This window comes from Actinophytocola algeriensis, assembly GCF_014203735.1.
GTDB lineage: Bacteria > Actinomycetota > Actinomycetes > Mycobacteriales > Pseudonocardiaceae > Actinophytocola > Actinophytocola algeriensis.
In genome coordinates, this window is record NZ_JACHJQ010000005.1 from 594,221 (window position 1) to 606,412 (window position 12,192).

A 12,192-nucleotide genomic window follows, 5' to 3' on the forward strand; every position below is an offset into this window, starting at 1 on the left:
AGCAGCGCAGGGATCTCGGTCACGAGTGAGTGAGCAGCGCAGGGAGGGAAGACGCCGGCTTGAGGGGCCGCCCACGCCGAGCGGAGCGAGGCCATCGAACTGTGGGTGGGCCCGTCCGGTGTCTGGACTGAGTGAGCAGCGCAGGGATCTCGGTCACGAGTGAGTGAGCAGCGCAGGGAGGGAAGACGCCGGCTTGAGGGGCCGCCCACGCCGAGCGGAGCGAGGCCATTGAACACAGTAGGCTGCCAGGGCCACCCCATCGTCGCCCGTTCGTGAGGCTCGCCGCCCCCATGCTGAACATCTTCGCCAGAGCGTCGGTCTCGCGCGTCACCGATCCGATCGGTGCCGCGCTGGTGCGGGTCGGGCTCACGCCGAACGGGATGACGCTGATCGGCACGGTGGGCGCGGTCGGGTCCGCGCTCTGGCTCTTCCCGGCCGGGCACCTGCTGGCTGGCACGTTCGCCGTGTGGGGTTTCGTCATGCTCGACCTCCTCGACGGCGCGATGGCGCGGGCGCTGGGCGGCGGCACGAAGTTCGGCGGGGTGCTCGACTCGGTGTGCGACCGGATCGCGGACGGCGCGCTGCTGGCGGCCATCGCGTGGTACGCGTTCGAGGTGGCCGAGAGCAGGCCGCTCGGCGCGGCCGCGCTGATCTGCCTGGTGCTGGGCCAGGTCATCTCCTACATCAAGGCGCGGGCCGAGGCCTCCGGGCTGTCGGCGAACGTCGGGCTCGTCGAGCGGGCGGAACGGCTGATCATCGCGCTGGTCGGCACCGGTCTCACGGGGCTCGGTGTGCCCTACGCGGTCGACGTGGCACTGTGGCTGCTCGTGGCCGGTTCGGTCATCACGGTGGGGCAGCGGCTGGTCGCGGTGCGGCAGTCGGCGGCAGCGGAGGCGACATGAGTGTGGCGCAGCGGTTATCCGACCTCGTGTATGCCACCGGGTGGGGCGTCGTGCGGGGGATGCCGGAGCCGATGGCGAACGGGTTGTTCCGGGCCGCTGCCGACTTCGGCGCGCGGCGGAACGGGCCGGGCACCCAGCAGCTGCGCCGCAACTACGCGCGGGTGGTGCCCCAGGCCGGGCCCGCGGAGCTGGACGAGCTCGTCCGCGCAGGACTGCGGTCGTACGCGAGGTACTGGAAGGAGACCTTCCGCCTCCCCGGGATGGACCACAAGAAGATCTACCGGCAGGTGCAGGACGCGGTCGTCGGCCTGCCGTTGTTGACAGCGGCCCTTGAGCGCGGCAAAGGCGCGATCATGACCCTGCCGCACACCGGCAACTTCGACGTGTCCGGCATCTGGCTGGTCGGTTACCAGGGCTCGTTCACCACGGTCGCCGAACGGCTCAAGCCGGAGTCGCTCTACCAGCGGTTCGCCGGCTACCGCGAGTCGCTCGGGTTCGAGATCCTGCCCAGCGAGGGCGGCGCGTACCGGCTGCTGATCGAACGGCTGCGCGCCAACAAGATCGTGTGCCTGGTCGCCGACCGGGACCTGTCGAAGCGGGGGATCCCGGTCACCTTCTTCGGCGAGGAGACCAGGATGCCCGCCGGCCCCGCCCGGCTCGCCGCGGCCACCGGTGCTGAGCTCCTGGTCGCCGACAACACGTTCACCGAGGACGGCTGGGGCCTGCGGTTCCACACGCCGATCCACGTGCACGGCCGGGAGGACGTGGGCCCGGCGACACAGCGCATGGCCGACGGGTTCGCCGCCGACATCGCCAACCACCCCGCCGACTGGCACATGATGCAGAAGCTCTGGCTGGCCGATCTCGACGACGACCGGCGGAAGGCGCTGCAGGGATCGCGATGAAGATCGGCATCGTGTGCCCGTACTCCTTCGAGGTACCCGGAGGGGTGCAGTCCCACGTGCTCGACCTGGCGAAGGCGCTGCGCAAGCGCGGCCACCAGGTCGAGGTGCTCGCCCCGGCCGACGAGGACACCCCGCTGCCGGACTTCGTGCGTTCCGCGGGCCGTTCGGTCGGCATCCCCTACAACGGCTCGGTGGCGCGGCTGTCGTTCGGGCCCGTGTCCTACCGGCGGGTGCGCCGCTGGATCCGCGAGCACGACTTCGACGTGCTGCACCTGCACGAGCCGACGACACCGAGCCTGTCGCTGCTGGCGCTGATGATCGCCGACGGCCCGATCGTCGCGACCTTCCACACCTCCACCTCGCGGTCCCGCACCCTCTCCGCGTTCCAGCCGGTGCTGCGGCCGTTCCTGGAGAAGATCACCGCGCGGATCGCCGTGTCCGCGCTCGCCCGCCGCGTGCAGGTCGAGCACCTCGGCGGGGACGCCGTCGAGATCCCCAACGGTGTGGACGTCGAGTTCTTCTCCTCGGCCGAGCCACTGACCGGCTACCCCCGTGAGGGCGGCACGATCGGGTTCGTCGGCCGGTTCACCGAGCCGCGCAAGGGCATGCCGGTCCTGTTGTCCGCCATGAAGATCCTCGCGCCGGAGTTCCCGGAGCTGCGGCTGCTGGTGGTGGGCGGCGGTGACCAGGACGAACTGCGCCGCCAGGCGGGCGAGGAGCTGGCGGACCGGCTCGTGCTGCTGGGGCAGGCCGACGACGTGGTGAAGGCGCGGGCGCTGCGCAGCGTCGACGTGTACTGCGCGCCGAACACCGGCGGCGAGAGCTTCGGCATGATCCTCACGGAGGCGATGTCGGCGGGTGCGGCGGTGGTCGGCAGTGACCTCGACGCGTTCCGGCGGGTGCTTGACGACGGGCGGTCGGGCGCACTGTTCCCCGTCGGCGACCCGGTCGGTCTCGCCGAAGCGCTGCGCGGGATGCTGGTGTCTCCGCAGCGGCGGGCGTCGTTACGGGCGATGGCACGCAGGCGGGTGACGGCGTTCGACTGGACGGTGCTGTCCGGTCAGGTGCTGCGGGTCTACGAGCAGGCGATCGCCGCCGACCCGCGGCGGATCGTCGAGTCAGATGCCGGTCTCGAGTCTGGTGAGGTGTCGTGACAGCGTTGGTCGTCACGCTTGTCGTCGTTGTCGTTCTCGTCGCCATGGTGCTGGGTCTGTGGCTGGCCACCACCGCGAACCGGCTGGACCGGCTGCATGTGCGCACCGACGCGGCGTGGGCGGCGCTGGACGCGGCCCTGGCGCGGCGGGCGGTGGTGGCCCGTGCGGCCGCGGCGGCGATCCGGCTCGACGACGTGGGCGCGGACCGGTTGCGTGCCGAGGCAGAACGTGCCGAGCGCACTCCGCGCGAGGAGCGCGAGGAGGCCGAGAACCGGTTGTCGCTGCAGCTCGCGGCGGTCGACCGGGCCAAGCTGCCGTTGGCGCTTGCGGCCGAGCTGCTGGACGCCGAGCACCGCGTGATCATCGCCCGCCGCGTGCACAACGACGCGGTCCGCGACACCTTGACGCAACGGCGGCGCAGGCTGGTGCGGTGGCTGAAGCTCGCCGGGACGGCCAAGCAGCCGGAGTACTTCGAGATCGTCGAGCCGACCCTGTCCAGTGAGCCGGACGGTGCGCCGCTGCCCCGCCCGTCGGCGCGGGTGCTGCTGCTCGACGCCGAGCGCAGGGTGCTGCTGTTCAAGGGCCACGACCCGATCCGCCCCGACGCGCGGTTCTGGTTCACCGTCGGCGGCGGCGTCGAGCCGGGGGAGGACCTGCGGTCGGCCGCGCTGCGGGAGATGGCCGAGGAGACCGGCGTGAAGCTGTCCGACGACGCGCTCGTCGGCCCGGTGTGGCGGCGGCGGGTCGCGTTCAGCTTCGACGGCCGCACCTACGACGGCGAGGAGTGGTTCTTCGTGGCCGACCTCGCCGGCGGCGACGACGAGGTGCGGGTCGACACGTCCGGGTTCACCGAGCTGGAGGCTCGCACCGTCGACGGGCACAAGTGGTGGACGGTCGAGGAACTGCGCGCCACCGAGGAGACCGTGTACCCGGTGCAGCTGCCGTCGCTGCTGCCGGGCGTGCTGACGACGCAGTGGGACGGCACCGTGCGCACGGTCCGCTGAGCGTGCTGAAGGACCCCTTCGTCCAGTCGGACGTGCTGAAGGACCCCTTCGTGACGGTGGGCGTGATGAAGGGGTCCTTCAGTGCGGCGGTCCTACGTGAGCTGGGCGGCGAGTGACTCGGGCAGCGGGTCGTACCGGGAGAAGGTGCGCGTGAACGTGGCCGAGCCGGACGTGATGGAACGCAGGTCGATCGCGTACCGCAGCAACGACGTCGCGGGCACCTCGGCGCGCACCACGCTGTAGCCCGGGGTCCCGTCGGCCTCCGTGCCGAGCACGCGGCCGCGCCGGGACGACAGGTCGCCCAGCACGGTGCCGAGGTGCTCGTCCGGCAGCCGCACCGCCACCTCGTCGACCGGCTCCAGCAACGAGACGCGGCCGTTCGCCGCCGCGTCCTTCAACGCGAGCGACCCTGCCATCTGGAACGCCGCGTCGGAGGAGTCGACGCTGTGCGCCTTGCCGTCGAACAGGGTCACGCGCAGGTCGACCACCGGGTGGCCGGCCTGCAGTCCTTTCTCCAGCTGCGCCCGCACGCCCTTCTCGACCGACCCGATGAACTGCGACGGCACGGCCCCGCCCACGACCTTGTCGGCGAACTCGAACCCGGACCCGACCGGCAGCGGCTCGACCTCGATGTCGCACACGGCGTACTGGCCGTGCCCGCCGGACTGCTTGACGTGCCGCCCGTGCCCGCGTGCCTTGGCCGCGAACGTCTCGCGCAGCGAGACCTTCACCGGTTCGGTGTCGACGTCGGCGCCGCCTGCCCGCAGCCGGGCCAGCACCACGTCGGCGTGTGCCTCGCCCATGCACCACAGCACGAGCTGGTGGGTCTCGGCGTTGCGTTCCAGCCGCAGCGTCGGGTCACCGGCGACGAGCCGGGACAGGTTGCGGGACAACGTGTCCTCGTCGCTGCGGGTCTTCGCGACGATCGCCACCGGCAGCAGCGGTTCCGGCATCGTCCACGGCCGCATCAGCAGCGGCTCGTCGGGGCTCGACACGGTGTCGCCGGTTTCCGCCGAACCGAGCTTGGTCAGCGCGCAGATGTCGCCCGCGACGCAGTGGCTGACCTCGCGCAGGTTCGAGCCGAGCGGCGAGTAGATGTGTGCGACGCGCTCGTCGACGTCGTGGTCCTCGTGGCCGCGGTCGGCCATGCCGTGCCCGGAGATGTGCACCGGCCGCTCCGGCCGCAGCGTCCCGGAGAACACCCGGACGAGTGACACGCGCCCGACGTAGGAGTCGATGGCGGTGCGCACGACCTCGGCCACCAGCGGTCCGTCGGGGTCGGCGGAGATGTGCCCGCCGCCGGTGCCGACGTTGCCGCCGTGGACGTCGGTCACGTCCGGCACGGCGTGTTCCAGTGGGGACGGGAACGCGCCGGTCAGCGCTTCCAGCAGCTCGGCGAGGCCGACGCCGCTGGTCGCACACACGGGGATCACGGGGTGGAACGAGCCACGCGCGACGGCGGTCTCGAGGTCGCCGACGAGGGTTTCGGTCTCGATGTCCTCGCCTTCGAGGTAGCGCTCCATGAGGGTCTCGTCCTCGCTCTCGGCGATGATGCCCTCGATGAGTTCGTCGCGCGCCGCGTCGATCCGCGCGAGGTCGGCCTCGTCCGGCTCGCCGATCGTGGGCGGGAAGCCGTTCGAGTAGTCGAAGAAGCGGCGGGTGATGAGGCCCAGCAGGCCCGGTTTGCCCGCCGCCGGGAGGTAGAGCGGCAGCACACCCGCGCCGAAGGCCTCCTGGCAGGCCCGGATCTCAGCGGGGGCGTCGGCGCGCTGGTGGTCCAGCCGTGCGACGACCACGGCCCTCGGCATGCCGACCGCGGCGCACTCCTCCCACAGTGCGATGGTCGCGGGGTCCACGCCCTCGGCCGCGCACACGACGAACAGCGCGGCGTCCGCGGCGCGCAGGCCGGCCCGCACCTCGCCGACGAAGTCCGCGTACCCGGGGGTGTCGATCAGGTTGATCTTGACGTCGTTGTGCACCAGCGGGGCGACGGACAACCCGACCGAACGCTGCTGGCGCTGCGCCGCCGGATCGTGGTCGCAGACGGTGGTGCCGTCGGTGACCGAGCCCGCCCTGCTGATCACACCGGCGGCGGTGAGCAGGGCTTCTGTGAGAGTGGTCTTCCCGGAGCCGGACGGCCCGACGAGAACGATGTTCCGCACTTTGGCCGGGTCGCCTACAGCGACCGCGGCTCCGCCGCTGCCGTTGTCGGAATTCTTACTGGCCATTGCCACTCACCCTTTCCACCACTGACCGCGCTGTCAGCCGGAGCTTGGAGTGTTCGTTATGTGCTCGATCTCACACCTGTTTACCAGGTCGGACAACCCCAACCAGTGAAGTGGCCTGGCGAGATACCTCCGAATTGGCACGCTGGTAGAGGCCACATCGCGCCTAGACTGGTCGGTGAATCCACATAGGAAGGACAGTCAGGTGACCGAGGTTTCGACCACTCCGGAGACGGGCACGGCGCGTGTCAAGCGAGGCATGGCGGAGATGCTCAAGGGCGGCGTGATCATGGACGTGGTCACCGCCGAGCAGGCGAAGATCGCCGAGGACGCGGGTGCGGTCGCCGTGATGGCGCTCGAGCGCGTGCCCGCGGACATCCGCGCGCAGGGCGGCGTGGCCCGCATGAGCGACCCCGACCTGATCGACGGGATCATCAACACCGTCTCCATCCCGGTGATGGCCAAGGCCCGCATCGGCCACTTCGTCGAGGCGCGGGTCCTGCAGTCGCTGGGTGTCGACTACATCGACGAGTCCGAGGTGCTCACCCCGGCCGACTACGCCAACCACATCGACAAGTGGCAGTTCACCGTGCCGTTCGTGTGCGGTGCGACGAACCTGGGCGAGGCGCTGCGCCGGATCACCGAGGGCGCCGCCATGATCCGCTCCAAGGGCGAGGCGGGCACGGGCGACGTGTCCAACGCGACCACCCACATGCGCAAGATCCGCGGCGAGATCAAGCGGCTGACGTCGCTGCCCGAGGACGAGCTGTTCGTCGCCGCCAAGGAACTGCAGGCGCCGTACGAGCTGGTCAAGGAGGTGGCGCAGCTCGGCAAGCTGCCGGTGGTGCTGTTCACCGCGGGCGGCATCGCGACCCCGGCCGACGCGGCGATGATGATGCAGCTCGGCGCAGAGGGCGTGTTCGTCGGCTCCGGCATCTTCAAGTCGGGCGACCCGGCCAAGCGCGCGGAGGCGATCGTGAAGGCGACCGCGTTCCACGACGACCCCGACGTGATCGCGAAGGTGTCGCGTGGCCTCGGCGAGGCCATGGTCGGCATCAACGTCGAGGACGTGCCGGAGCCGCACCGGCTCGCCGACCGCGGCTGGTAGCCCCCCGCTCCCGAGCGGGCCGCCGGTGTCTGGACTGAGCGAGCAGCGGAGGCGCCGGGAGCGAAGCGACCTCGCCGAGCAGCGCAGGGAGGGAAGATACCGGGTCAAGGCCTGCGAGCGCCGAGCGGAGCGAGGCAATGTCACGTGTGCTCGGACACCATCACCGAGAAGGTGCCGGGTTCGAGCGCCTCGAAGACGTGCGGGAGGTCGCCCGGGTAGGCCACGTAGTCACCCGGGCCGACCTCCACCGGGTCGTCGGTGAGTCCGAGCCGTGCTCGGCCGGCGCAGAGCACGACGTGCTCGACCACGCCGGGCATGTGCGGCTCGGACGTGCGGACCGAACCCGGCTCGGCGGAGATCAGGTAGATGTCGCGGCGTGCGTTGGGCGGGCACGCGGACAGGACCGTCGCGATGTAGTCGGCCCGCTCGGAGAACACGGCAGGGCCCTCGCCCGCGCGGATGACCTGGACCGTCGGGCGCGCGGGTTCGACGAGCCTGCTGAACGGCACGTCGAGCGCGACGCCAAGCGCCCACAGGGTCTCCACGCTCGGGTTGCCGTTCCCGGACTCCAGCTGCGACAGCGTGGACTTGGCGATGCCCGCCCGTTTCGCCAGCTCGGACAGCGACAGACCGGCGCGTTCCCGCTCGCGGCGCAGCGAGGACGCGATGGCCTCCAGTGGCGCCTGTGCCATGGGTAGTCTCCCGTGTTCGGTATGTAAGACCGATCGTTCGCCTTGACGAACGGTTCGTTCGGTGTTCATTCTAGAAGACATGCGTTCGATCTGGCGAACACTCACTCCCTCCCTCCAACGGGACACGCTGGCCATGGCCGGTGCGATCGCGGTCGTCGGCGTGTCGTTCGGTGCGATCGCCGTGGCGAGCGGCATGGACTGGTGGATACCGAGCGCGCTGTCCGTGCTGGTCTTCGCGGGTGGCTCGCAGTTCATGGTGGTCGGCGTCGTGGCCGCGGGCGGCGGGCTGGTCGCCGCCGTGGCGGGCGCGCTGCTGCTCAACGCCCGGCACCTGCCGTTCGGGCTGGCCCTCGGCGACATCATGGGCCGCCGCCCGCTCGCGCGGATCGTCGGCTCGCACCTGCTCATCGACGAGTCAGTGGCGTTCGCGATGGCGCAGAAGAACGACTCGGCCCGCGCACGGGCGGTGTTCTGGTTCCTCGGCACGACGGCGTTCGTCGTGTGGAACCTCGGCACGATCGTCGGGGCGGCGGCCGGGCAGGTCATCGGCGACACGGACGCCTACGGGCTGGACGCGGCGTTCCCCGCCGCGCTGCTGGCCCTGGTGCTGCCCGCGCTGAAGAACGCGAGGACGCGCAACGTGGCGCTGCTCGGCGCGGTGGTCTCACTGGCCACGACGCCGTTCCTGCCGGCCGGGGTGCCGGTGCTCTTGTCGCTGGCCGGACTGGTCGTGCTGGTCCCGGCGCCGAAGAAGAACGAAGAGGTGGCGGCATGACGATCACCGCGATCCTGGTCCTCGCGGCCGGTACCTACGCGTTCCGGCTGGCCGGGCCGCTGCTGCGGGCCCGGCTGGCCAAGGCCCACGGCGGTGAGGCCGCGCTGCCGCCCCGGCTCGCCGAGGTGCTGTCCACCGCCGCCACCGTGCTGCTGGTCGCGCTCATCGCCACGTCCTCGCTGACCGACGCCGGATCCTTCGCCGGGATCGCGCTGCCCGCGGGTGTCCTGGCGGGCGGGGTGCTGGCGTGGCGCAAGGCGCCGTTCGTCGTCGTGGTCGTGGCGGCCGCCGTGGTCGCGGCCGGGCTGCGGGCGCTCGGCGTGCCGTAAGTAAGCTGAACGGAATCACAGGAGGTCAACAGGTGTCCGCTGGTCCGCTGATCGGTGTGCTCGCGCTGCAGGGAGACGTGCGCGAGCACCTCGCCGCGCTCGAGGAGAGCGGCGCGCGTGCGACGGCTGTCCGCAGGCCGGCCGAGCTGTCCGAAGTGGACGGTCTGGTCCTGCCGGGCGGCGAGTCGACGACCATGTCCCGGCTGCTCGACATCTTCGAACTGCTGACCCCGCTGCGCGAGCGCATCGCCGCGGGCATGCCCGCGTACGGGTCGTGCGCGGGCATGATCCTGCTCGCGAGCAAGGTGCTCGACGGTCGCGAGGACCAGCACCAGCTCGGCGGGCTCGACATGATCGTCCGGCGCAACGCCTTCGGGCGGCAGGTCGACTCGTTCGAGGAGGACCTCGAGTTCACGGGTGTCAGCGACGTCGGCGACGGCGGTCCGGTGCACGCGGTGTTCATCCGCGCACCGTGGGTCGAGTCCGCGTCACCGCAGGTCGAGGTGCTCGCCCGGGTGAGTGACGACCCGGAGGTCCCTGGTGGTGAAGTGGCCGCCGGTAGGATCGTCGCGGTCCGGCAGGGATCCGTGCTGGCCACGGCGTTCCACCCGGAGCTGACTGGGGATACGCGCGTACACAGGCTGTTTGTCGAAATGGTGGAGGGTAAACCGTGAGCGGCCACTCAAAATGGGCCACAACCAAGCACAAGAAGGCCGCACTCGATGCCAAGCGGGGCAAGCTCTTCGCCAAGCTGATCAAGAACATCGAGGTCGCCGCGCGGACCGGCGGGGGTGACCCCGACGGCAACCCGACGCTGTTCGACGCCATCCAGAAGGCGAAGAAGAACTCGGTCCCGCAGGACAACATCGAGCGCGCCCGCAAGCGCGGCGGTGGCGAGGAGGCGGGCGGCGCCGACTGGCAGACGATCATGTACGAGGGCTACGGCCCCAACGGCGTCGCCGTGCTGATCGAGTGCCTCACCGACAACCGCAACCGCGCCGCGAGCGAGGTCCGCACCGCGATGACCCGCAACGGCGGCAACATGGCCGACCCGGGCTCGGTGGCGTACCTGTTCAACCGCAAGGGCGTCGTGCTCCTGCCGAAGAACGAGCTGTCCGAGGACGACGTGCTGATGGCCGTCCTCGAAGCCGGTGCCGAGGAGGTCAACGACCTGGGCGAGAGCTTCGAGGTCGTGTCCGAGGCCACCGACCTGGTCGCGGTGCGCACGGCGCTGCAGGACGCGGGCTACGACTACGAGTCGGCGGAGGCGAGCTTCCTGCCGTCGGTCAGCGTCGCGCTCGACGCCGACGGCGCGCGCAAGGTGTTCCGCCTGATCGACGCGCTCGAGGACAGCGACGACGTGCAGAACGTGTATGCGAACTTCGACATTTCCGACGACGTGATGGCCGAGGTTGATGCATAACCCGCACTTACCGCCGCCGCCACGGCTCGACGCCGGCGTGCTCGCCGGCGTCGTCGCGTGGCGGCTGGTGGTCGCGGCGTGTGCGTTCACCGGCTTCGGCGCGGCCTTCGCGATGATGTCCGACCCGTGGCCCGCCCTGTCCCAGCAGGCGAGCCTGTTCACGGGCCTGGTGTACCTGGGGCTGGCGCTGTACCCGCTGTTCACCGGCGGCCGCACGCACGAGCCCGCGTCGCCGTGGCTGCGCGGCGCGGTGTGCGTCCTGCTGCTGCTCGTCGCGATCACGTACCAGATGCTGATGGGCGGGGACGTCGACGACACCTACTCGCTGTTCGAGCACGTCATCACGCCGCTGGTCGTGCTCGCCGACTGGGTGCTGGTCGGCCGCAGCCAGGCGCGCGTGCGCTGGTGGCACCCGGTGTCGTGGCTGGTGTTCCCGCTGGCCTACCTCGTGTACTTCATGGCGGCAACGCCGCCGCTCTACGGCGGTTTCCTCGACCCCGACAGCAGCGTGTTCGGAGGCATGGTCATGTTCTTCGCGCTGGCGGCGCTCGCCACCGGGTACCTGCTGTACGGGATCGCCAAGGTGAAGGCCCTGCAGTGGCAGGTCGCCCAGGTAGCACCGGAGGTGCACGGATGACCGCGGGGTTGGGCGAGGAGGAGCGGCGGCTGCGGGATCACTTCATCGCGCAGTCCAACGCGCACGGCGCCGCGATCGTGGAGGTCCCCGGCGACGAGCGACACGCGCCGTACACGTTCTCCGTGGGTGCGTGGCGGCGGTTCCACGTGCCGGAGGCGGTGACGATCGGCCTGCCGGAGGGCGCGGGTGAGCTGCTCGTGCGGAACTACGTGCGCCGCGCGGGCGAGGGGGAGCAGTTCCGCCCTGGCTCGGTGTGGGACGACCTCCTCGAAGGTGTGCTGGTCACCGTCGAGACGGTCAGCAAGGGTCACTACTTCACCTACTTCGGCAGCGTCTTCCTCCTCCACCCGGACGGCGACTTCGACGCGATCCAGCTGATCACCGCCACCCCGGACGACGCGTGGCCGTGGGAACCCGAGGCGCCGGAGGGTTTCGACCGCTGGCAGCCGCTGCTCACCCGGAGCCACGCCGTGGAGAGCTGGACCCCCGGCGTCGACGGCCCCTGAGGAAGCCCCCGATGCCGTACCACGGCCGGTGAGCGTGGTCCAATACCGGCGTGACCTCGGCCATCCACATCGGACCGCTCGCCGCCGCACACGCCGGTGAGGTCCTGACCGTCCAGCGCGCCGCGTACGTCACCGAGGCACAGCACTACGACGCGCCGCGCATCCCGCCGCTCACCGAGACCCTCGACGAACTGCGGGCGGACCTGATGGCGGGCGTGCTGGCGATCGGCGCGTGGACGGGCACCCGCCTCGCCGGTTCGGTCCGCGGCCGGATCGACGGCGACCGCATGGAGGTCGCGCGGTTCTCGGTCGCGCCGGACCTGCAGGGACAGGGGATCGGCGGGGCACTGCTGGCGGCGGTCGAGGAGGCTGCGCCCGCCGAGGTTCGCGTCTTCTGGCTCATCACCGGTGCGGAGAGCGAGGACAACCTGCGCCTGTACCGCAGGGCGGGGTACGAGGTCGTCGCGAACACCACCGACGCGGTCGGCGTCGCGTTGGTGGTGCTGGAGAAACTCCGCGCTGCCTGACCATC

At 71.0% G+C, this 12,192-nt stretch carries 14 protein-coding genes; 12 read left to right on the forward strand and 2 right to left on the reverse strand.

The window, feature by feature from the left end:
• Positions 1–290: 290 nt before the first annotated feature.
• Genes pgsA through FHR82_RS25315 form a run of 4 tightly spaced genes read left to right on the forward strand, consistent with a single transcriptional unit; the run spans position 291 to position 3,965 of the window.
• Positions 291–902, forward strand: a complete 612-nt coding sequence (pgsA, locus tag FHR82_RS25300) for a phosphatidylinositol phosphate synthase (RefSeq protein ID WP_184813361.1) — start codon at positions 291–293, stop codon at positions 900–902.
• On the forward strand, positions 899–1,807 hold the full coding sequence (locus tag FHR82_RS25305; RefSeq protein WP_184812979.1) for a phosphatidylinositol mannoside acyltransferase: 909 nt from the start codon (positions 899–901) through the stop codon (positions 1,805–1,807). The genes pgsA and FHR82_RS25305 overlap by 4 nt, the downstream gene beginning before the upstream one ends.
• Positions 1,804–2,961 carry a glycosyltransferase family 4 protein gene (locus FHR82_RS25310; protein ID WP_184812980.1) on the forward strand — a complete coding sequence of 386 codons (1,158 nt, stop codon included), beginning with the start codon at positions 1,804–1,806 and terminating at the stop codon, positions 2,959–2,961. The genes FHR82_RS25305 and FHR82_RS25310 overlap by 4 nt, the downstream gene beginning before the upstream one ends.
• The gene (locus FHR82_RS25315; protein WP_311771266.1) at positions 2,958–3,965 is read left to right on the forward strand and encodes an NUDIX hydrolase; all 1,008 of its coding nucleotides are present in this window, start codon (positions 2,958–2,960) and stop codon (positions 3,963–3,965) included. Before FHR82_RS25310 ends, FHR82_RS25315 begins: the two co-directional genes overlap by 4 nt.
• 92 nt (positions 3,966–4,057) lie before the next feature.
• On the opposite strand, the gene FHR82_RS25320 is transcribed toward FHR82_RS25315, so the two are convergent.
• Positions 4,058–6,193: an elongation factor G-like protein EF-G2 gene (locus FHR82_RS25320; RefSeq protein ID WP_184812981.1), complete on the reverse strand. Its 2,136-nt coding sequence runs from the start codon at positions 6,191–6,193 to the stop codon at positions 4,058–4,060.
• A 202-nt stretch (positions 6,194–6,395) separates the two neighbouring features.
• Between FHR82_RS25320 and pdxS the strand changes: the two genes are divergently transcribed.
• Positions 6,396–7,298, forward strand: a complete 903-nt coding sequence (gene pdxS, locus FHR82_RS25325) for a pyridoxal 5'-phosphate synthase lyase subunit PdxS (protein ID WP_184812982.1) — start codon at positions 6,396–6,398, stop codon at positions 7,296–7,298.
• Positions 7,299–7,438: 140 nt separating this feature from the next.
• On the opposite strand, the gene FHR82_RS25330 is transcribed toward pdxS, so the two are convergent.
• Positions 7,439–7,990 (reverse strand): helix-turn-helix domain-containing protein, encoded by a 552-nt coding sequence (locus FHR82_RS25330; RefSeq protein ID WP_184812983.1) that lies wholly within the window; start codon positions 7,988–7,990, stop codon positions 7,439–7,441.
• A gap of 79 nt (positions 7,991–8,069) precedes the next feature.
• Here FHR82_RS25330 and FHR82_RS25335 point away from each other — a divergent pair, with 79 nt between their 5' ends.
• Genes FHR82_RS25335 through FHR82_RS25365 form a run of 7 tightly spaced genes read left to right on the forward strand, consistent with a single transcriptional unit; the run spans position 8,070 to position 12,187 of the window.
• Positions 8,070–8,765 carry an AzlC family ABC transporter permease gene (locus FHR82_RS25335; protein WP_184812984.1) on the forward strand — a complete coding sequence of 232 codons (696 nt, stop codon included), beginning with the start codon at positions 8,070–8,072 and terminating at the stop codon, positions 8,763–8,765.
• Positions 8,762–9,094, forward strand: coding sequence for an AzlD domain-containing protein (locus FHR82_RS25340; RefSeq protein ID WP_184812985.1), 333 nt, complete (start codon positions 8,762–8,764; stop codon positions 9,092–9,094). The genes FHR82_RS25335 and FHR82_RS25340 overlap by 4 nt, the downstream gene beginning before the upstream one ends.
• Before the next feature lie 32 nt (positions 9,095–9,126).
• Positions 9,127–9,768 carry a pyridoxal 5'-phosphate synthase glutaminase subunit PdxT gene (gene pdxT / locus FHR82_RS25345; RefSeq protein ID WP_184812986.1) on the forward strand — a complete coding sequence of 214 codons (642 nt, stop codon included), beginning with the start codon at positions 9,127–9,129 and terminating at the stop codon, positions 9,766–9,768.
• On the forward strand, positions 9,765–10,517 hold the full coding sequence (locus FHR82_RS25350) for a YebC/PmpR family DNA-binding transcriptional regulator (RefSeq protein ID WP_184812987.1): 753 nt from the start codon (positions 9,765–9,767) through the stop codon (positions 10,515–10,517). The genes pdxT and FHR82_RS25350 overlap by 4 nt, the downstream gene beginning before the upstream one ends.
• Positions 10,510–11,154 carry a hypothetical protein gene (locus FHR82_RS25355; protein ID WP_184812988.1) on the forward strand — a complete coding sequence of 215 codons (645 nt, stop codon included), beginning with the start codon at positions 10,510–10,512 and terminating at the stop codon, positions 11,152–11,154. The genes FHR82_RS25350 and FHR82_RS25355 overlap by 8 nt, the downstream gene beginning before the upstream one ends.
• Positions 11,151–11,660 carry a DUF4262 domain-containing protein gene (locus FHR82_RS25360; protein WP_184812989.1) on the forward strand — a complete coding sequence of 170 codons (510 nt, stop codon included), beginning with the start codon at positions 11,151–11,153 and terminating at the stop codon, positions 11,658–11,660. The genes FHR82_RS25355 and FHR82_RS25360 overlap by 4 nt, the downstream gene beginning before the upstream one ends.
• Positions 11,661–11,710: 50 nt before the next feature.
• The gene (locus FHR82_RS25365; RefSeq protein WP_184812990.1) at positions 11,711–12,187 is read left to right on the forward strand and encodes a GNAT family N-acetyltransferase; all 477 of its coding nucleotides are present in this window, start codon (positions 11,711–11,713) and stop codon (positions 12,185–12,187) included.
• Positions 12,188–12,192 lie beyond the last annotated feature (5 nt).